Source organism: Citrobacter sp. LUTT5, assembly GCF_009905315.1.
Lineage (GTDB): Bacteria > Pseudomonadota > Gammaproteobacteria > Enterobacterales > Enterobacteriaceae > Citrobacter > Citrobacter freundii.
The window spans coordinates 4,537,226-4,558,425 of record NZ_CP047606.1 but is presented as its reverse complement, the minus strand read 5'-3'; the positions used below and the strand labels follow the sequence as shown (position 1 = coordinate 4,558,425).

The following is a 21,200-nucleotide window of genomic DNA, read 5'->3' as shown; positions in this document are numbered from 1 at the left end:
CTCTTTAACAATTTATCAGACAATCTGTGTGGGCACTCGAAGATACGGATTCTTAACGTCGCAAGACGAAAAATGAATACCAAGTCTCTGAGTGAACATACGTAATTCATTACGAAGTTTAATTCACGAGCATCAAACTTAAATTGAAGAGTTTGATCATGGCTCAGATTGAACGCTGGCGGCAGGCCTAACACATGCAAGTCGAACGGTAGCACAGAGGAGCTTGCTCCTTGGGTGACGAGTGGCGGACGGGTGAGTAATGTCTGGGAAACTGCCCGATGGAGGGGGATAACTACTGGAAACGGTAGCTAATACCGCATAACGTCGCAAGACCAAAGAGGGGGACCTTCGGGCCTCTTGCCATCGGATGTGCCCAGATGGGATTAGCTAGTAGGTGGGGTAACGGCTCACCTAGGCGACGATCCCTAGCTGGTCTGAGAGGATGACCAGCCACACTGGAACTGAGACACGGTCCAGACTCCTACGGGAGGCAGCAGTGGGGAATATTGCACAATGGGCGCAAGCCTGATGCAGCCATGCCGCGTGTATGAAGAAGGCCTTCGGGTTGTAAAGTACTTTCAGCGAGGAGGAAGGCGTTGTGGTTAATAACCGCAACGATTGACGTTACTCGCAGAAGAAGCACCGGCTAACTCCGTGCCAGCAGCCGCGGTAATACGGAGGGTGCAAGCGTTAATCGGAATTACTGGGCGTAAAGCGCACGCAGGCGGTCTGTCAAGTCGGATGTGAAATCCCCGGGCTCAACCTGGGAACTGCATCCGAAACTGGCAGGCTAGAGTCTTGTAGAGGGGGGTAGAATTCCAGGTGTAGCGGTGAAATGCGTAGAGATCTGGAGGAATACCGGTGGCGAAGGCGGCCCCCTGGACAAAGACTGACGCTCAGGTGCGAAAGCGTGGGGAGCAAACAGGATTAGATACCCTGGTAGTCCACGCCGTAAACGATGTCGACTTGGAGGTTGTGCCCTTGAGGCGTGGCTTCCGGAGCTAACGCGTTAAGTCGACCGCCTGGGGAGTACGGCCGCAAGGTTAAAACTCAAATGAATTGACGGGGGCCCGCACAAGCGGTGGAGCATGTGGTTTAATTCGATGCAACGCGAAGAACCTTACCTACTCTTGACATCCAGAGAACTTAGCAGAGATGCTTTGGTGCCTTCGGGAACTCTGAGACAGGTGCTGCATGGCTGTCGTCAGCTCGTGTTGTGAAATGTTGGGTTAAGTCCCGCAACGAGCGCAACCCTTATCCTTTGTTGCCAGCGATTCGGTCGGGAACTCAAAGGAGACTGCCAGTGATAAACTGGAGGAAGGTGGGGATGACGTCAAGTCATCATGGCCCTTACGAGTAGGGCTACACACGTGCTACAATGGCATATACAAAGAGAAGCGACCTCGCGAGAGCAAGCGGACCTCATAAAGTATGTCGTAGTCCGGATTGGAGTCTGCAACTCGACTCCATGAAGTCGGAATCGCTAGTAATCGTGGATCAGAATGCCACGGTGAATACGTTCCCGGGCCTTGTACACACCGCCCGTCACACCATGGGAGTGGGTTGCAAAAGAAGTAGGTAGCTTAACCTTCGGGAGGGCGCTTACCACTTTGTGATTCATGACTGGGGTGAAGTCGTAACAAGGTAACCGTAGGGGAACCTGCGGTTGGATCACCTCCTTACCTTAAAGAAACGTTCTTTGTAGTGCTCACACAGATTGTCTGATGAATGATGAACTTCTGAATGTACTTTCGAGTGCATTAAGAAGTTTTGCTCTTTAAAAATCTGGATCAAGCTGAAAATTGAAACGACACACTGTTTCATTTCTCCGTAATAAGAAATGAAAAGCGGTGTGTTCGAGTCTCTCAAATTTTTGCAAGTCGATGATGAATCGAAAGAAACATCTTCGGGTTGTGAGGTTAAGCGACTAAGCGTACACGGTGGATGCCCTGGCAGTCAGAGGCGATGAAGGACGTGCTAATCTGCGATAAGCGTCGGTAAGGTGATATGAACCGTTATAACCGGCGATTTCCGAATGGGGAAACCCAGTGTGTTTCGACACACTATCATTGCGTGAATACATAGCGTAATGAAGCGAACCGGGGGAACTGAAACATCTAAGTACCCCGAGGAAAAGAAATCAACCGAGATTCCCCCAGTAGCGGCGAGCGAACGGGGAGCAGCCCAGAGTCTGAATCAGCTTGTGTGTTAGTGGAACGGTCTGGAAAGTCCGACGGTACAGGGTGATAGTCCCGTACACCAAAATGCACAGGTTGTGAACTCGAAGAGTAGGGCGGGACACGTGGTATCCTGTCTGAATATGGGGGGACCATCCTCCAAGGCTAAATACTCCTGACTGACCGATAGTGAACCAGTACCGTGAGGGAAAGGCGAAAAGAACCCCGGCGAGGGGAGTGAAAAAGAACCTGAAACCGTGTACGTACAAGCAGTGGGAGCCTCTTTATGGGGTGACTGCGTACCTTTTGTATAATGGGTCAGCGACTTATATTCTGTAGCAAGGTTAACCGTATAGGGGAGCCGAAGGGAAACCGAGTCTTAACTGGGCGTTAAGTTGCAGGGTATAGACCCGAAACCCGGTGATCTAGCCATGGGCAGGTTGAAGGTTGGGTAACACTAACTGGAGGACCGAACCGACTAATGTTGAAAAATTAGCGGATGACTTGTGGCTGGGGGTGAAAGGCCAATCAAACCGGGAGATAGCTGGTTCTCCCCGAAAGCTATTTAGGTAGCGCCTCGTGAATTCATCTTCGGGGGTAGAGCACTGTTTCGGCTAGGGGGTCATCCCGACTTACCAACCCGATGCAAACTGCGAATACCGAAGAATGTTATCACGGGAGACACACGGCGGGTGCTAACGTCCGTCGTGAAGAGGGAAACAACCCAGACCGCCAGCTAAGGTCCCAAAGTCATGGTTAAGTGGGAAACGATGTGGGAAGGCACAGACAGCCAGGATGTTGGCTTAGAAGCAGCCATCATTTAAAGAAAGCGTAATAGCTCACTGGTCGAGTCGGCCTGCGCGGAAGATGTAACGGGGCTAAACCATGCACCGAAGCTGCGGCAGCGACACTATGTGTTGTTGGGTAGGGGAGCGTTCTGTAAGCCGTTGAAGGTGTGCTGTGAGGCATGCTGGAGGTATCAGAAGTGCGAATGCTGACATAAGTAACGATAATGCGGGTGAAAAACCCGCACGCCGGAAGACCAAGGGTTCCTGTCCAACGTTAATCGGGGCAGGGTGAGTCGACCCCTAAGGCGAGGCCGAAAGGCGTAGTCGATGGGAAACAGGTTAATATTCCTGTACTTGGTGTTACTGCGAAGGGGGGACGGAGAAGGCTATGTTAGCCGGGCGACGGTTGTCCCGGTTTAAGCATGTAGGCGGAGGTTCCAGGTAAATCCGGTACCTTTTTAACGCTGAGGTGTGATGACGAGGCACTACGGTGCTGAAGTAACAAATGCCCTGCTTCCAGGAAAAGCCTCTAAGCATCAGGTAACACGAAATCGTACCCCAAACCGACACAGGTGGTCAGGTAGAGAATACCAAGGCGCTTGAGAGAACTCGGGTGAAGGAACTAGGCAAAATGGTGCCGTAACTTCGGGAGAAGGCACGCTGATATGTAGGTGAAGCGGTTTACCCGTGGAGCTGAAATCAGTCGAAGATACCAGCTGGCTGCAACTGTTTATTAAAAACACAGCACTGTGCAAACACGAAAGTGGACGTATACGGTGTGACGCCTGCCCGGTGCCGGAAGGTTAATTGATGGGGTTATCCGTAAGGAGAAGCTCTTGATCGAAGCCCCGGTAAACGGCGGCCGTAACTATAACGGTCCTAAGGTAGCGAAATTCCTTGTCGGGTAAGTTCCGACCTGCACGAATGGCGTAATGATGGCCAGGCTGTCTCCACCCGAGACTCAGTGAAATTGAACTCGCTGTGAAGATGCAGTGTACCCGCGGCAAGACGGAAAGACCCCGTGAACCTTTACTATAGCTTGACACTGAACACTGGTCCTTGATGTGTAGGATAGGTGGGAGGCTTTGAAGTGTGGACGCCAGTCTGCATGGAGCCATCCTTGAAATACCACCCTTTAATGGCTGGTGTTCTAACGTGGACCCGTGATCCGGGTTGCGGACAGTGTCTGGTGGGTAGTTTGACTGGGGCGGTCTCCTCCTAAAGAGTAACGGAGGAGCACGAAGGTTAGCTAATCCTGGTCGGACATCAGGAGGTTAGTGCAAAGGCATAAGCTAGCTTGACTGCGAGAGTGACGGCTCGAGCAGGTGCGAAAGCAGGTCTTAGTGATCCGGTGGTTCTGAATGGAAGGGCCATCGCTCAACGGATAAAAGGTACTCCGGGGATAACAGGCTGATACCGCCCAAGAGTTCATATCGACGGCGGTGTTTGGCACCTCGATGTCGGCTCATCACATCCTGGGGCTGAAGTAGGTCCCAAGGGTATGGCTGTTCGCCATTTAAAGTGGTACGCGAGCTGGGTTTAGAACGTCGTGAGACAGTTCGGTCCCTATCTGCCGTGGGCGCTGGAGAATTGAGGGGGGCTGCTCCTAGTACGAGAGGACCGGAGTGGACGCATCACTGGTGTTCGGGTTGTCATGCCAATGGCATTGCCCGGTAGCTAAATGCGGAAGAGATAAGTGCTGAAAGCATCTAAGCACGAAACTTGCCCCGAGATGAGTTCTCCCTGAGACTATAAGTCTCCTGAAGGAACGTTAAAGACGATGACGTTGATAGGTCGGGTGTGTAAGTGTAGCGATACATTGAGCTAACCGATACTAATGAACCGTGAGGCTTAACCTTACAACGCCGAAGATGTTTTGGCGAAGAGACGAGATTCAGCTTGATACAGATTACATTAACCGGCGAAAAGCGGGTTAATAACAGAATTTGCCTGGCGGCTGTAGCGCGGTGGTCCCACCTGACCCCATGCCGAACTCAGAAGTGAAACGCCGTAGCGCCGATGGTAGTGTGGGGTCTCCCCATGCGAGAGTAGGGAACTGCCAGGCATCAAATAAAGTGAAGAAGCCCATCCTGACGGATGGGCTTTTTTGCGTGTGTGCGGGGTAAAAACCGCCGGGCTGAACGTATTGTGCAGGCCTGATAAGCGCAGCGCATCACGCACATCGCAGCACCATCGGGTGCAAAGCAATAATATCCTGAGCCTGCATAACACAAGCCATTCTGCGGCATACGCGATAAACACCCAATCTGAATTATCTGTATTACCTCCCGAAAATATCAGGATCTCCTGCGGCAGTTACGTGTACCTTTATCTATTAGTAAGGGTCAATCCGGAGAATAAAGTGTTCGGAAAAATGGTATTAAACTACATGCCGGGTCTAAAAAATTTATTAGCGTACGATAAAAGCTGGCTAAAACATGATGTTAAAGCCGGGTTATCCGTTGCTGCCGTAGCACTACCGGTTGCGATTGCTTACGCTGAGTTGGCGGGAGTCGGGGCTATCGTCGGGTTATATTCCTGCGTTTTGCCAATGCTAGCTTATGCACTGTTTGGTTCTTCCCGCCAATTGATTGTTGGCCCTGATGCCACGACCTGCGCGGTAATTGCGGCAGTTGTGGTTCCTCTTTCTGCCGGAAATCCAGAACTCCACTGGCAGTTAACAATCGTCATGACCGTGATGATGGGAGGATGGTGTCTACTTGCCAGTAAGTTTCGCCTGGGTGCGCTTGCTGATCTGCTTTCTCATCCCATTCTAACGGGGCTGCTTAACGGCGTTGCCGTGACGATTATTGTCGGGCAACTCGGTAAGGTGCTGGGGATTACGCTTGATGAAGAGCAAGTGATTGAAAAGATTATTGCCCTGCCAGGCCGACTCTCAGAAATTCATTTATTAACCTTAGGGATCTCCATCCTAACGTTAGCGATTTTAATAGCTATCAAAACGTTTCGTAGCCAATGGCCAGCACCGTTAATTGCAATTGTGATAACAACGGCGCTGGTATGGGTCACATCTGCACAGCAGTATGGTATTGCCACTATTGGGGGATCGGGCTTCCAGTCTGGTTTGCCTGTTGTTCACTGGGGCTCATTTCAGCCTGGTCTGGCGCGTGATTTATTGATCCCTGCGCTGAACCTGGCATTAGTCAGTTTTGTTAGCCTGATGCTAACCGCTCGCAGTTTTGCCGCGAAAAATGGATACGAAATAAATGCTGATGCTGAGTTCAGGGCTTTGGGTGTTGCGAATTTGATGTCTGGCTTATCTCAGGGGTTTGCGATTAGCGGAGCCGATTCCCGGACTGCGGTAAATGACTCCACCGGAGGGAAAAGTCAGCTGGTTTCCGTTGTTGCAGCCTTAATCATCGGAATTGTCGTGGTATTTTTCACGCAGCCATTACAATTTATTCCGGTATCTGCATTAGGCATTGTTCTAATTTATGCATCGTGGTCATTGATTGATTTACGCGGACTCTGGAATCTGAGGCGAAGAAATAAACCCGCATTTCGCCTGGCGTTCTTCACTTTTGGCTGTGTTCTGATTATTGGTGTTATTCAGGGGATCGGCCTTGCGGTATTGCTGGGTCTGTTGCAGTTCCTGCGCACAGTTTTTCGTCCTACTGAACACTTATTGGGAATTGACGAAAATGGGATGATTCACTCATTAGGGAATTCAACTGATGTGAAAATGATCCCTGGCGTGTTGATGTACCGATTTAACTCACCGCTGACCTATTTTAATGTGGCCTATTTTAAGCGCCGCGTTTTGAATTTAGTCGATGGTGCAGTACTACAACCTAAATGGGTGGTCATTGACGCCGTTTCTTGCTTTACCTATTCAGATATCAGCGTCCTGGCAACCATTAATGAGTTAAAGCGGGACCTGAAGGGGCGGCAGATTAAGTTAATTCTTGCGGGCCGGAAAACGGAGTTAACACGCTGGTTTAAAGAGAGTCGACCGACAATGAAGGACGACGACATGATTCTGGCACCAGACCTTTATTTGGCGCTGCGGTTTATTCAAAGCAAAGAAAGCATGAGTGAGGGTGAATCTGGCGTTGTTGAATAAAGCAGATTTAGGTAAATGATCAGGCTGAATGGAAGGCGCTGAGGACGGGTTTTCGTCCAGCAGGACCTGACATCGACCAGAACCCCATGTTGCTAAAGGGGGATCAGCATCCGCCCGGGGACGGTGAGTTCCCCGGCAGAGCATTGATATCGGCAAGCTACCTGAAATATAAGCAGTGTGACTGTTGTTAACCTTACGCTGTGAATGCGACAGATCGCTTAAATGATATCCTTCCCATTGCTGGCTTCGAGCTCCCGAATCAGGCGCTTGTTGATCTTGCCAACGCTGGTTTTGGGAATATCCGGGACTATCCTTATCTGTCGTGGGATCGCCCATTTAGTGATGTGGCCGCGGTCGACGAATCCTTGTAGATGTGTCGCTATGGCCTGTGGCTCCAGGTCCTCCCCTTCCTTGCAAACCACCAGAGCCAGGGGGCGTTCGCCCCACTGCTCATCAGGTATCCCGACGACGGCTACCGACCTGACCGCCGCGTGTGAGCTGATGAGGTTCTCCAGCTCCAGCGTGCTTATCCACTCACCGCCCGTCTTGATTACGTCTTTGATGCGATCCTTGATTTCCACTATCCCATGGGGATCGATAGAGGCTATGTCGCCGGTGTGCAGCCAACTGCCATTCCATAGCTCAGCTCCTTTCTCGGGTTCCTTCAGGTAGCCCTGAGTCAACCAAGGGGCTCGTACCACTATTTCGCCCAGGGCTTCTCCGTCGTGCACCACCTCCCGACCTTCGCCATCGACGATACGTAGATCCACCAACGGGACAGGCAGGCCGGTCCGAATCCGCGGGGGTAACTGTTCATCCATGGGAAGGGCCAGCTCGGCATCGCTTAAGTGGGTCATACAGAGCAGGGGACAGGTCTCAGACATGCCATAGCCGGCGTGAATGCGTATGCCCCTATGGTGGGCCTGTGTCGCCAGTCCAAGGGACAGTGAACTGCCACCGAGTAACATCTTCCATCCTGACAGATCAGTCTGCGTGGCTTCTTCGCACTCAAGGATCATCTGCAAAATGGTTGGCACACAATGCGAGAAGGTCACACCCTCATCGTGATAAAACCGCACCAGTTTGTTGGGTTCGTAACGACCGGGGTATACCTGCTTCACACCCAGCATTGTTGCGACATAAGGAGCGCCCCAGGCATGCACGTGGAACATAGGGGTGATCGGCATGTAGACATCGTTCGATCGTAGCAGCGACTGTCCCTCGTGGGCAGCCAGGAGACCCAGCTCATTGAGCGTGTGCAGGACCAGCTGGCGATGGCTGAAGTAGACTCCCTTGGGATTGCCCGTGGTTCCAGTGGTATAGAACAAGGTAGCTATCGAGTTTTCATCGAAGTCGGGGAAGTCAAAGAGTTCTCCCGCTGCGGCGAGCAGGGTCTCATATTCCCCTAGTACCGGCAGGCTGGTCGCCTTCGATTCTTCGTCGCTAAGCTGGATGTATCCCCGGACAGTGGTCAGCGTCTCAGCCAGTGACTCGACAACCGGCAAGAAGTCGTCGTGCACCAGTACCAGGTTGTCCTCGGCATGATTCATGGTGTAAGCGATTTGGTCCGCCGAGAAGCGGACGTTCACCGTGTGCAGCACGGCCCCAATCATGGGTACCGCGAAGAAGCACTCGAGGGCGCGATGGCTGTCCCAATCTAGCAGGGCGACGGTGTCTCCAGGCATGACACCGGCCGCTGTCAGCATGTTTGCCAGGCGATGAATGCGCTGTTTGAGGGTACGATAGTCGTAACGGAGCTTATCGGCGTAGACGATTTCTCGCTCGGGATGAGAACGCCCACCCGACAGCAGTAGGCTCTTGATCAGCAACGGATAGGCATGAGCCCCCTGCGCTGGCTGTATGATTTTTGTTTTCACCATCCAGATTCCTCGTTGACTCACTATTTGCTCGGTATGATGGCAATTGTAGATTAAGGTTGGCCTTTACTCCCTGGCGTTTGCTTCAGATATCGAGGCGGCGACCAGTTCCAGCCCCTGGGGATGAATGTGCGTACCTTGCAACGCGATCGGGTTATTCGCTACCTGCAGAATCCTGGCTACTCTATGCCCAGTTCCTTCACCCACTGGTTTAGTGCCCAAGGCTGTTCAGATAAATCACTCAAATCTGGCCTACGGTTAAGCACGCCAGAAAAAGAGGTGTGCCTGATACCGCTATATTTTTTGCAGTACCATCGTGGTCTCACTGGAAGGTTTAACTGGCGTGATGAGGTAGGGTAGGAGTCGCAGTGGACAGAACGATCAGAAATCTAGCAGAACCCTGAAAGCAAAAAACCCGCCATAGGCGGGTTCTTCTGAATAGTGGTGCCCGGACTCGGAATCGAACCAAGGACACGGGGATTTTCAATCCCCTGCTCTACCGACTGAGCTATCCGGGCAACGGGGCGCATTAAACCGTATTCACGTCTGTCAGTCAATCAAATTTCTGGAAACATTGTTCAACCGCTTAATATTGCGGCAATCTGCATGGTTATGCCTGAAGTTTGCACAAATCTTCCCGACAGATGCGGCTAAAACAGATAATGCTCGCTTAGGTCAGCGCACCGCCCATTCGGCACTGGGCAAAGCGTAAGATATCTTCAGCCAGGTGGTGTGCCGTTTCGACATCAGCATGACTACGATTAACCAGCATGCGGCTCAGGCAGCCTTCCAGCACCAGTTCCATCTGTTTGGCGACCATTGCCGGGTCGTCAACTTCCAGCGTCGTGAGCAGTTCATGGGTGAAGTCATGTGCTGCCTTTTTTTGCTGATCGGCTAACTGATGGATCGGATGCCCGGGATCAGGGTAAAACGTACAGGCGGCGATGAACAGACAGCCGGGATAGCGATTATTGCTCACGCATTCGGACAGTGCGGTGTAGCGCGCCAGCAATTTCTGCTCAGCGCTCAGGGTGTCATCCAGCAAAAGCTGACGCCGCCAGACATCCACCCGCTGGCTGAGGTAACGTAGCGCATCGTACAGAATGGCCTCTTTATCGGGCCAAAAGCGCTGCAGTTCATCCAGAGGATAATCGATACGTTCGGCCACCATTTCCAGCGTGGTATTGGCTATCCCTTGCACCTCAAGTAATTTCAGGGCTTCTCCCAGGACATCTTCACGTTGCACGGTATTCTCCTCCGTATTTCCTGTTGCAAGTGTCGCTCACGGTTGGCGATCGCGCAAATGTGCGCTGAAGGTAGCGGCATCCATAAAACCCGTTACCCGGGCCTCCGGATGCTCTTTTCCCTCGGCATCAAAGAACAAGATAGTCGGCAAACCTAAAACCTGTAGATGTTTCAGCAGAGCGACATCCTGGGCATTGTTTGCTGTCACATCCGCTTGCAACAGCACCGTGTTGCCTAGCGCTTGCTGAACCTGCGGATTACTGAACGTGTACTTTTCAAATTCCTTACAGGCTACACACCAGTCGGCATACAGATCCAGCATGACTGGCCTGCCTTTAGCTTGCTCCAGCGCTTGATTTAACGCATCTACCGATGCCACCGGCGTGAAGTTAAGGTGTGCCTGGGTTTGAGTATGCGGCGCGCCGAACGCCCAGTCTTGCAGTGGACGCACGCATACCAGTGCTGCGGCTAACAGGACAATCTGCAAGATACGCATCCAGGTGTGCTTTGCCTGCAGGCTGGTAATGAACGCCCAGCCAAAGAACGCGACGCCTAACAGTGACCATAAGCGAACGCCCCACTCGTCGCCAACGATACGTTCGAGTAAGAAGACGGGAAGCGCCAGAATGACAAAGCCAAAAGCGGTTTTGACATGTTCCATCCATGGGCCACTTTTAGGCAGCAGGCGGTTGCCAAATACGGTAATCAGCATCAGAGGTAATCCCATCCCCAACGCATACAGATACAGCGTGCCGCCTCCCAGCCACATGTTCCCGCTCTGAGCGATATACAGCAAAATCGCGCTTAGCGGGGCCGTTGTGCAAGGAGAACAGATGAGGCCAGCAATCGCCCCCATCGCAAAGACGCTGCCGGGAGCTCCGCCTTGCTGGCGGTTACTCATTAGCGTGAGGCGCGTTTGCAGCGATGAAGGCAGTTGCAGTGTGAACAGGCCAAACATCGACAGAGCCAGCAGCGTAAAGATGACGGCAAGGCCAATCAGGACGTAGGGATGCTGAAGCGCAGCTTGGAACTGTAAACCGGCGGCAGCAACAACCAGACCCAGGGCGGTATAGGTGAGCGCCATCCCCTGGACATAGATAAACGTCAGCAGCAGTGCCCGTCCGGTTGATAAGCGTTGCTTGCCACCCAGTACGATTCCGGAAATCAGCGGATACATCGGCAGTACGCAAGGCGTAAACGCGATACCAATTCCAATCAGCAATGCCCACAGTGCGGAAAAGGGAAGTTGGGCCGTGGGCTGCGGTTTCTCTTGCGGATCTGTAGTGGCTGGGGCTGGCGCAGGGGAGGCCGCGGCACCGGCAGACACTTCACTTAATGGCACCGTTTTTGTTTCTGGTGGATAGCAAAATCCGGCGTCGGCGCAGCCCTGGTATGTGATCGTTAATGTTGCGCCAGACTTAGCCTGATTGACCGTGATCGGGATAGTCAGCTGTTTACGGTAAATCTCACTTTTGCCGTAAAACTCATCTTCATGCCAGACGCCTGGCGGCAGTTTTATCTCGGCAATATCGGCCTGAGATGGCGTAATGCTTATCTGTTTGCGATACAGATAATAGCCATCTTTAACCTGCCATGTGAGGTTCAGATCGTGTTGGTTTTGCTGAAAATCAAAAACAAACGCCCGATCGGCAGGTACAAACTGCGAGCGGCCAGGCGCGTCAAATAATCCAGCAAAGGTAGATGTGCTGCACAGCAGCAGGATCAGCGTAAGGATGCGTTGAGCCATGAGCGGTAATCAAAGTCTCCGTGAGTGACGGGTAAAACCAGAAGTTCAGGCGTTTGATACGGATGATGTGACTTCAGGCAATCGAGAAGGGCTTGCTGGTGTGTGACGGTGGTTTTTAAAATCATCTGCACTTCATATTCCTGTTCCAGTTTGCCTTCCCAATAGTAGAGGGAGGTCGCACCGGGTAGCAGGGTCACGCAGGCAGCCAGCTTTTCCGCCAGCACTTTGGCGGCGAGATCCTGGGCGGTTGCTTCATCCGGGGCGGTACAGAGCACCACAACGGTATCGGGGATGGAAATATCCTGACTCTTTACATCAAGCATAAACACCTCGAAAGAACAGAGTAACCAGCAAAAGAATGGTCACTATACAACGGACGAGGGAAGGATGTTAGCTAAAGCGGGGTGGGGAGGAGGAACTGCAGGGCGCGAAGGCACCCTGCAGTAAAGTCTTACAGCATGAAGCTGCCCAGCAAGAAGCCGAAGCAGACAGCCAGAACCACACCCAGAGTACCTGGGATGAAGAACGGATGGTTAAAGACGAATTTACCGATGCGAGTTGTACCGGTGTCATCCATCTGAACCGCCGCAACCAGAGTTGGGTAGGTTGGCAGAATGAACAGACCAGAAACAGCGGCGAAAGATGCAACAGCCGTCAGTGGGGAAACGTTCAGAGCCAGAGCCATCGGCATCAGTGCTTTAGCGGTTGCAGCCTGAGAGTACAGCAGCGCGGAAGCAAAGAAGAAGATGACCGCCAGCAGCCACGGATGACCCTGAATTACGCTACCTGCAGTATCTTTGATCCAGTCAATGTTGTGAGATACGAAGGTATCACCCAGCCATGCAACACCAAGGATACAAATACAGGCGCTCATACCGGCTTTGAAGGTGCTGGAGTTCAGGATGGAGTCAGTTTCAACGCGGCAGACGATCGTGGTCAGCGTCGCGACGCTCAGCATGATGATCAGGATTGCGTTGGTGGTGTTCATCAGCGGTTTAGCGACCAGGCCAAGGCTTGGGCTGTTGATGATGGCGTATACAACTACGCAAACCACGCCCAGCAGGAACAGCCAAACGGAGGTTTTCGCGCCAGCTTTGATTTCAACTTGTCTTTCACCGCGCAGTTCAACCAGGCCTTCTTCCAGACGCTTACGATAAATCGGGTCGTCAGACAGTTTGGAGTTGAACAGTGCGGTGATCAGGAAGGACATCACCAGAACGGCCAGCAGGGTGGACGGAATGACCACGGACAGCAGGTGAATGTAGCTGATGCCATGACCTTCCATGACGGAAGACATGTAAACCACGGCTGCGGAGATTGGAGAAGCCGTAATCGCAATCTGTGCAGAAACCACTGCGGTAGAGAGCGGACGGCAAGGCTTGATACCTTGTTCCTTCGCAACTTCAGCGATAACCGGCAGCGTTGCCAGAGAGATGTTGCCAGTACCGGCAAAGATAGTCAGGAAATAGGTCACGATAGGTGCAAGGATCGTGATGTATTTCGGGTTCTTACGCAGCAGTTTTTCAGTTTGATGAACCAGATAGTCCAGACCACCTGCAATCTGCATAGCTGAAATGGCAGCGATAACCGCCATGATGATGGAAATAACATCGAACGGGATATTACCGGGTTTTACGCCGATAGCGGCAAGAACCAGAACACCCAGCCCACCTGCAAATCCAATACCGATACCCCCAAGTCTGGCACCTAAAAAGATTGCCAGCAAAACGATGATAAGTTCTAAAACTATCATATTAGCCTTCCTTGTTGTTTAACAAGTTGATATTAAATTGTTGTTTTTAAGTAACTTCGAGTAAGAAAAAAGGCACGTCATCATGACGTGCCTTCTCCGGTACTACCCTACACGATTACTGTTCGCTTTCATCAGTATAACGTTTTGCTTTATAAGCAGGGTGCATCAGGTTCTGTGCAGAGAAGATATCGTCCAGTTCAGACTCGGTCAACAGACCGCGTTCCAGGACAACTTCACGTACGCTCTTACCAGTTTCGGCACAAATTTTACCGACGATGTCGCCGTTGTGGTGACCGATGAACGGGTTGAGGTAAGTAACGATGCCGATGGAGTTGAATACAAACGCTTCACAGACTTCTTTGTTAGCAGTGATACCACTAACGCATTTTTCCAGCAGGTTGTAGCAAGCGTTGCTCAGAATGTGAATGGATTCAAACATTGCCTGACCAATGACCGGCTCCATTACGTTCAGCTGCAGCTGACCAGCTTCAGATGCCATGGTGACAGTGATATCGTTACCGATGACTTTGAAGCACACCTGGTTTACGACTTCCGGAACAACCGGGTTCACTTTAGCTGGCATGATAGAAGACCCAGCCTGCAGTTCCGGCAGGTTGATCTCGTTCAGACCCGCACGCGGACCAGAGGAGAGCAAACGCAGGTCGTTACAGATTTTGGACATCTTCACAGCCAGACGTTTCAGTGCGCCGTGCACCATAACGTATGCGCCACAGTCAGAAGTTGCTTCAATCAGGTCTTCTGCCGGAACACAGGCGAAGCCAGTGACTTCAGCCAGTTTCTGTACTGCCAGCGGAGAGTACTCTTTCGGCGTGTTCAGACCAGTACCGATTGCTGTCGCGCCGAGGTTAACTTCCAGCAGCAGCTCAGCGGTACGCCCAATGTTTTTCACTTCTTCTTTCAGCAGTACGCTGAAAGCACGGAATTCCTGACCGAGAGTCATCGGTACAGCATCCTGCAGCTGGGTACGACCCATTTTCAGGATGTCCTGGAATTCATCGGCTTTTTTCTCAAAGCCTTCACGCAGCTGGTTCAGTGCATCAATCAGTTTGATGATGGATGCGTATACAGCGATACGGAAGCCAGTTGGGTATGCATCGTTGGTAGACTGACATTTGTTAACGTGGTCGTTCGGGTTCAGGTACTGATATTCACCTTTCTGGTGACCCATCAGTTCCAGACCGATATTGGCCAGAACTTCGTTGGTGTTCATGTTGACGGAGGTACCCGCACCACCCTGGTAAACGTCTACCGGGAACTGATCCATGCATTTTCCGTTATTCAGGACTTCATCACACGCCGCGATGATGGCATTTGCCACACTCTTAGGAATGGTTTGCAGCTCTTTGTTGGCCATTGCCGCTGCCTTTTTAACCATTACCATACCGCGAACAAATTCAGGAATATCGCTGATTTTGCTGTTGCTAATGTAGAAGTTTTCAATCGCTCTCAGAGTGTGGACACCGTAGTAGGCGTCCGCTGGAACTTCCCTGGTACCCAACAAGTCTTCTTCGATACGAATGTTGTTTAACATGTGAACCTTCTTTTTCAAGCTGCCAATGATTTGACTAAACACACAGGATATATGTGATTTCGATTGTTTCTCGACCGACGATTATCCCCTGCATCGGTCTGATACCCGAGATCATATGCTGGTTAAGGATTTCTACCGTAATCTGGATCACTTAAAGCGTGGAATTTACCCCTTATTTATTATTCTGTGAAATGGATCACCCCTTTGTGATTAACCCTAAATATTAGTGTACAAGCCACTTGAAATTTTGCTAACCACCACAATATCAAATCGATGCGATTAACATAATTTTTCGAACAGAAGTTGAACAAAACGGCTGTTATTAACAGGAGATCCCTTTGCGCTGGATACCATTACTTGCCATTTTTCTCTATGTTTACATAGAGATATCTATTTTTATTCAGGTTGCCCATGTGATGGGCGTCCTGATGACGCTGATTTTGGTTATTTTTACGTCGGTTATCGGTATGTCTCTGGTTCGTAATCAGGGATTTAAGAACTTTTTACTGATGCAACAAAAAATGGCGGCTGGTGAAAGTCCGGCTGCAGAAATGATCAAAAGTGTATCGCTGATTATCGCCGGTCTGCTGTTGGTACTGCCTGGTTTTTTCACCGATTTCCTCGGTCTTCTTCTTTTATTACCCCCGGTGCAAAAACATCTGACGATGAAACTGCTGCCACATTTACGTTTTTCGCGTATGCCTGGCGGTGGTTTTAGCGCCGGAACCGGTGGCGGTGAGACTTTTGATGGTGAATTTCAGCGCAAGGATGACAAGCGCGACAGCATCGAACATAAAGACGATCGTCGGGATTAAGGCTCAGTATGTAGGCCGGATAAGCGTTAGCGCCATCCGGCAAAAGTGTTTATAGGCCGGATGATGGCGTCAACGTTGCCTTATCCGGCCTGCGGGGTAAAAACAGCCACAGCCCTGCCAGCATAATCAACGCGTACAAACTCTTCCAGCCGACCATTGCCAGTAGTAGTAGGCACAGCAGACCACCAATGACCGCCAGTGCGCGGTAATGCCCTTTCAGTAATCGACAACCCGCCAACATGCACAGCAAATAAATCATAATAAAGATGCCGTTGGCGTAGACGATTAACGCATCGAGATTGATTTGCAGCATATAGATGCACAGAGTACTGACTACGCAGCAGCCCAATACGGCGTTTAGCGCATTGCGCGGAAGGTGGCGGGGGGACAGACGAGCCAGATAACTCTCAGGCTTATACTGCGCTTGCGACCAGACCAGTCGAGCGAAACTTTGAATATAAATGTTGAGGCTGGCAAAACAGGCCAAATAACCAATGATGCAGGCGACCCACAGTGCCTGTACACCAAACAGTTGCACGACGATTTCTGGCAGCGATGCTGCGGCGGCCATTTGCTCGCCGTAGGCACCAAAATGGAGAACGACGACGGTGCATGCCCAATAAACAGACCCAGCCAGCAGCAGGCCGATCATCAGCGCGCGTGGGAAGTCTCGTTCCGGATTTTTGAATTCAGATGCCAGGTGAGCAAACGCTTCGAGGCCAACAAAACACCAGAACATCACCGACAGCGCGGCGAACAGACCGGGGAGTTCAATATCGCTAATTGCAGGGAAGGGGATTTCGACTGGTTTCAGATCGCCCGCCCACCAGATAGCAACAATGAGGGCAACAATCAGTCCGGCAATGACCGTTTGCAGATTAGCGCTTGAGCTTGCGCCGCGGGAGCCGATGTACCAAACCAATGCCAGCGTACCCAGCTCAGCCAGCAGAAGCTGCTCGTCATGCCAGCCAAACATCGCCTGACCAAATCCGGCGGCGATGTGCAACGCAGCAGGCAAACCGACGGGAATCACCGACAAAAACAGCCACCCGGTGACGCGCTCCAGGCGTGAGCCAAAGGCCATGCCGACAAAATGCGCCACGCCGCCCGCACTGGGAAAATGACGTCCCAGAACGGCGAAGACAATCGCCACGGGAAAGACTAAAACAATCAGCACCGGCCAGGCCCACAGACTGTTATTGCCAGCCACCAGCGCAGCCAGCGCGGGGACGGCAAAAACGCCTGTACCTAACAATGATGTCGACAACAGGCCAACGCCCTGAGCCAGTCCCAGCTCTTGTTTCAGTCCACTCATAAGTTGTTATCCGTTTATGCCCGTTGACCGGGCTATAGCGCAGATTTTTGATGGTATCACAATCAGATTTGCTTATGACGACGTGACTGAAATCGTTATGAAATGTGAGGTGTGTCGGCGTTTTGACGGGATTTTCTGCTGATAAAAAATTTTTTTCGCTTGCCCCCTTGAAGGCACAAAACCCCATCCCCATCTCTCTGGTCACTAGCCGGGAAACCGTTTACGGGCCGGCGTCACCCATAACTGATAAAGACTTTCTCAAAGGAGAGCTATCAATGAGTATTCGTCCGTTACATGATCGTGTGATCGTCAAACGTAAAGAAGTTGAATCCAAATCTGCTGGCGGCATCGTACTGACTGGTTCTGCAGCAGGTAAATCAACTCGTGGCGAAATCATCGCTGTCGGTAAGGGTCGCATCCTGGACAACGGTACCGTACAGCCGCTGGACGTGAAAGTCGGCGATATCGTTATTTTCAACGATGGCTACGGTGTTAAATCTGAGAAGATCGACAATGAAGAAGTGTTGATCATGTCTGAAAGCGACATCCTGGCAATTGTTGAAGCCTAATCCGCGAACGACACTGAACATACGAATTTAAGGGAAAGAGAAAATGGCAGCTAAAGACGTAAAATTCGGTAACGACGCTCGTGTGAAAATGCTGCGCGGCGTAAACGTACTGGCAGATGCAGTGAAAGTTACCCTCGGCCCAAAAGGCCGTAACGTAGTTCTGGATAAATCTTTCGGTGCACCGACCATCACTAAAGATGGTGTTTCCGTAGCACGTGAAATCGAACTGGAAGACAAGTTCGAAAACATGGGTGCGCAGATGGTGAAAGAAGTTGCCTCTAAAGCGAACGACGCTGCAGGTGACGGTACCACCACCGCAACCGTACTGGCTCAGTCCATCATCACTGAAGGTCTGAAAGCCGTTGCTGCGGGCATGAACCCGATGGATCTGAAACGTGGTATCGACAAAGCTGTCGCTGCTGCTGTTGAAGAACTGAAAGCACTGTCCGTACCGTGCTCCGACTCTAAAGCTATTGCTCAGGTTGGTACCATCTCCGCTAACTCCGACGAAACCGTAGGTAAACTGATCGCTGAAGCGATGGACAAAGTCGGTAAAGAAGGCGTGATCACCGTTGAAGACGGTACCGGTCTGCAGGACGAACTGGACGTGGTTGAAGGTATGCAGTTCGACCGTGGCTATCTGTCTCCTTACTTCATCAACAAGCCGGAAACTGGCGCAGTAGAACTGGAAAGCCCGTTCATCCTGCTGGCTGACAAGAAAATCTCCAACATCCGCGAAATGCTGCCGGTTCTGGAAGCTGTAGCGAAAGCAGGCAAACCGCTGCTGATCATCGCTGAAGATGTTGAAGGTGAAGCGCTGGCAACTCTGGTTGTTAACACCATGCGCGGTATCGTGAAAGTCGCTGCGGTTAAAGCACCTGGCTTCGGCGATCGTCGTAAAGCAATGCTGCAGGATATCGCTACCCTGACCGGTGGTACCGTTATCTCTGAAGAGATCGGTATGGAGCTGGAAAAAGCAACTCTGGAAGATCTGGGCCAGGCGAAACGCGTTGTTATCAACAAAGATACCACCACCATCATCGATGGCGTGGGCGACGAAGCTGCAATCCAGGGTCGCGTGACTCAGATTCGTCAGCAGATCGAAGAAGCAACTTCCGACTATGACCGTGAAAAACTGCAGGAGCGCGTAGCGAAACTGGCAGGCGGCGTTGCGGTTATCAAAGTTGGTGCTGCGACTGAAGTTGAAATGAAAGAGAAGAAAGCCCGCGTTGAAGATGCCCTGCACGCTACCCGTGCTGCGGTAGAAGAAGGCGTGGTTGCTGGTGGTGGCGTTGCGCTGATTCGCGTAGCATCTAAAATTGCCGGCCTGAAAGGTCAGAACGAAGACCAGAACGTAGGTATTAAAGTTGCGCTGCGCGCAATGGAATCCCCACTGCGTCAAATCGTACTGAACTGCGGCGAAGAGCCGTCTGTAGTGGCTAACACCGTGAAAGCCGGTGACGGTAACTACGGTTACAACGCTGCAACTGAAGAATACGGCAACATGATCGACATGGGTATCCTGGATCCAACCAAAGTAACTCGTTCTGCTCTGCAGTACGCGGCTTCTGTTGCGGGTCTGATGATCACCACCGAGTGCATGGTTACCGACCTGCCGAAAGGCGATGCACCTGACTTAGGTGCTGCTGGTGGTATGGGCGGCATGGGTGGAATGGGCGGCATGATGTAATCATGTTGTTCTGAACCTCTCAGAATTGAGAAACCCCTGGGCAGAAATGTCCGGGGGTTTTTCTTTTGGTCATCTTTTTAGTATATGATTCAGCTACGGACATAACGTCCAACTAATTGATCATGGGGAATGACATGCACGTGAAATATTTAGCAGGGATCGTTGGTGCCGCGCTACTGATGGCGGGTTGTAGCTCCAGCAACGAACTGAGTTCAGCCGGGCAAAGCGTACGCTTTGTCGAAGACAAGCCTGGCGCAGAGTGCCAACTGATAGGCACGGCAACCGGTAAGCAAAGCAACTGGCTTTCTGGCCAGCACGGCGAAGAGGGCGGCTCAATGCGTGGCGCAGCAAACGATCTGCGTAACCAGGCTGCGGCAATGGGCGGTAACGTGATTTATGGTGTCAGCAGCCCATCGCAGGGAATGCTGTCCAGCTTTGTTCCTACCGCCAGTGAGATGATTGGACAGGTTTATAAGTGCCCTAACTGATTACACTTCATCCTTCAACCAGCCTCTTTGTTGGCTGCGCTGTGAAACCCCAGTCACATAGTTATCTATGCTCCTGGGGATTTTCTTCGTTTGCCGCCGCGATGCAGATTGAATGATTTTGTGTAATAAAGTGGCCTGGACAGACTCATGCAATCGTAGGCCTGATAAGCGCAGCGCCATCAGGCATTCTGAGTCTTATGTGCAGACTGAACGCGTAAATGATGCAGCGCGCGCAGGCACTGATCCTGATTGAGCTTTTGCGTCTTATCACCCGTCAACGTTCTGATAAATACCTGGCACGGTACACCGGCAAGTTTTTTCAGCCGTGGGCTGAAATCGAGCAGGCGGCGAGTAATGGCTTCGGCCTCTTTGCTGCCGGAAGCGGCGCGAGTTTTTACTACCGAACCACAGAAATGGGCTTTTCCTTTATCATCCGTATAGCGGTAAATAATCGCCAGATAATGATTAAACAGGTTATGTTTCCATTCGGGTTGTGTATAAGAGTCGTATTCCAGATTGTCGTTTTGCTGGCAATCCACATCGTACAGCGGCAGGAAATCCAGCAGCGATGTAATTCGTAGCGCTAAATCCCGCATGCCAGCATTATTTATTGCATGAATAATTGCATGCGCCAACACCTGAATCTGTAATTCATTAACCAGTAATTCATCTGTTTTCCCGTCATGCAGCGTCAGAGAAAATGCTAAGTTTTCCCCTTTATCATCCACTAACGTCAGTGAATCTATGCGACGGTTAATATCCGCATTTTTTAGCTCATCTTCCTGAATTAACGGAATGTTTTCGTGCATCTTTTTGCTGGCTTTCTCGCATTCTTTCTCATACTGCACACGCTTGTCTTCGCTTAGTTGATGTTTGGTGGATAGCCTGCTTTCCAGAGCAATAAGCAAGTCTCTTAGCCCAAGCGGAGAAAGAAAAAACAACGACTCCTTATTTCTTGGCTCTTTTATCTTTAATGCCAAAGCAACAAATTCATTCTTTTGACGAATAACGCCGGTATTAACGCCCTTAATACTTATAGCCATAAAAGGTTCTCCCTAACCATATATTTATAAATGCTCTGCATTTGAAACTATTGATAA

Annotated in this window: 13 protein-coding genes, 1 tRNA gene and 3 rRNA genes; 8 read left to right on the top strand and 9 right to left on the bottom strand. The window is 51.2% G+C overall.

Annotated elements, in window-relative coordinates:
• Positions 1-140 precede the first annotated feature (140 nt).
• The 4 genes from GUC46_RS21750 to GUC46_RS21735 all read left to right on the top strand — a co-directional run bounded on the left by GUC46_RS21750 (position 141) and on the right by GUC46_RS21735 (position 7,049).
• Positions 141-1,682, top strand: a 16S ribosomal RNA gene (locus GUC46_RS21750).
• Positions 1,683-1,917: 235 nt separating this feature from the next.
• Positions 1,918-4,824, top strand: a 23S ribosomal RNA gene (locus GUC46_RS21745).
• A gap of 90 nt (positions 4,825-4,914) precedes the next feature.
• Positions 4,915-5,030, top strand: a 5S ribosomal RNA gene (gene rrf, locus GUC46_RS21740).
• Together the 16S, 23S and 5S rRNA genes form the textbook arrangement of a ribosomal RNA operon.
• Positions 5,031-5,327: 297 nt before the next feature.
• Positions 5,328-7,049 carry a SulP family inorganic anion transporter gene (locus GUC46_RS21735; RefSeq protein ID WP_160180722.1) on the top strand — a complete coding sequence of 574 codons (1,722 nt, stop codon included), beginning with the start codon at positions 5,328-5,330 and terminating at the stop codon, positions 7,047-7,049.
• Positions 7,050-7,267: 218 nt separating this feature from the next.
• Here GUC46_RS21735 and GUC46_RS21730 read toward each other — a convergent pair whose 3' ends face one another.
• The 7 genes from GUC46_RS21730 to aspA form a co-directional block, all read right to left on the bottom strand.
• Positions 7,268-8,929, bottom strand: coding sequence for a fatty acid--CoA ligase (locus GUC46_RS21730; RefSeq protein ID WP_160180720.1), 1,662 nt, complete (start codon positions 8,927-8,929; stop codon positions 7,268-7,270).
• Positions 8,930-9,368: 439 nt separating this feature from the next.
• A tRNA-Phe gene (locus tag GUC46_RS21725) sits at positions 9,369-9,444 on the bottom strand.
• Positions 9,445-9,596: 152 nt separating this feature from the next.
• Positions 9,597-10,172 (bottom strand): transcriptional regulator, encoded by a 576-nt coding sequence (locus GUC46_RS21720; protein WP_003844992.1) that lies wholly within the window; start codon positions 10,170-10,172, stop codon positions 9,597-9,599.
• A 36-nt stretch (positions 10,173-10,208) separates the two neighbouring features.
• On the bottom strand, positions 10,209-11,918 hold the full coding sequence (locus GUC46_RS21715) for a protein-disulfide reductase DsbD (protein ID WP_160180718.1): 1,710 nt from the start codon (positions 11,916-11,918) through the stop codon (positions 10,209-10,211).
• Positions 11,894-12,241, bottom strand: coding sequence for a divalent cation tolerance protein CutA (cutA, locus tag GUC46_RS21710; RefSeq protein WP_003025447.1), 348 nt, complete (start codon positions 12,239-12,241; stop codon positions 11,894-11,896). The genes GUC46_RS21715 and cutA overlap by 25 nt, the downstream gene beginning before the upstream one ends.
• 128 nt (positions 12,242-12,369) lie before the next feature.
• Positions 12,370-13,671: an anaerobic C4-dicarboxylate transporter DcuA gene (gene dcuA, locus GUC46_RS21705; RefSeq protein ID WP_003025449.1), complete on the bottom strand. Its 1,302-nt coding sequence runs from the start codon at positions 13,669-13,671 to the stop codon at positions 12,370-12,372.
• 115 nt (positions 13,672-13,786) lie between these two features.
• The gene (aspA, locus tag GUC46_RS21700; protein ID WP_003025452.1) at positions 13,787-15,223 is read right to left on the bottom strand and encodes an aspartate ammonia-lyase; all 1,437 of its coding nucleotides are present in this window, start codon (positions 15,221-15,223) and stop codon (positions 13,787-13,789) included.
• Between the two features lie 338 nt (positions 15,224-15,561).
• Here aspA and GUC46_RS21695 point away from each other — a divergent pair, with 338 nt between their 5' ends.
• Positions 15,562-16,038, top strand: coding sequence for an FxsA family protein (locus tag GUC46_RS21695; protein ID WP_003025457.1), 477 nt, complete (start codon positions 15,562-15,564; stop codon positions 16,036-16,038).
• A 49-nt stretch (positions 16,039-16,087) separates the two neighbouring features.
• Here the strand turns inward: GUC46_RS21695 and yjeH are convergent, their stop codons facing one another.
• Positions 16,088-17,353 carry an L-methionine/branched-chain amino acid transporter gene (gene yjeH, locus GUC46_RS21690; protein WP_044699201.1) on the bottom strand — a complete coding sequence of 422 codons (1,266 nt, stop codon included), beginning with the start codon at positions 17,351-17,353 and terminating at the stop codon, positions 16,088-16,090.
• A gap of 275 nt (positions 17,354-17,628) precedes the next feature.
• Between yjeH and GUC46_RS21685 the strand changes: the two genes are divergently transcribed.
• The 3 genes from GUC46_RS21685 (at position 17,629) to GUC46_RS21675 (ending at position 20,100) form a co-directional block, all read left to right on the top strand.
• A complete protein-coding gene (locus GUC46_RS21685; RefSeq protein WP_000027827.1) occupies positions 17,629-17,922 on the top strand; it encodes a co-chaperone GroES in 294 nt (97 codons plus the stop codon).
• Between the two features lie 43 nt (positions 17,923-17,965).
• Positions 17,966-19,612, top strand: a complete 1,647-nt coding sequence (groL, locus tag GUC46_RS21680) for a chaperonin GroEL (protein ID WP_003025464.1) — start codon at positions 17,966-17,968, stop codon at positions 19,610-19,612.
• A gap of 134 nt (positions 19,613-19,746) precedes the next feature.
• A complete protein-coding gene (locus GUC46_RS21675; RefSeq protein ID WP_003025468.1) occupies positions 19,747-20,100 on the top strand; it encodes a DUF4156 domain-containing protein in 354 nt (117 codons plus the stop codon).
• A gap of 179 nt (positions 20,101-20,279) precedes the next feature.
• On the opposite strand, the gene yjeJ is transcribed toward GUC46_RS21675, so the two are convergent.
• The gene (yjeJ, locus tag GUC46_RS21670) at positions 20,280-21,143 is read right to left on the bottom strand and encodes a YjeJ family protein (protein WP_048234120.1); all 864 of its coding nucleotides are present in this window, start codon (positions 21,141-21,143) and stop codon (positions 20,280-20,282) included.
• Between the last annotated feature and the right edge of the window lie 57 nt (positions 21,144-21,200).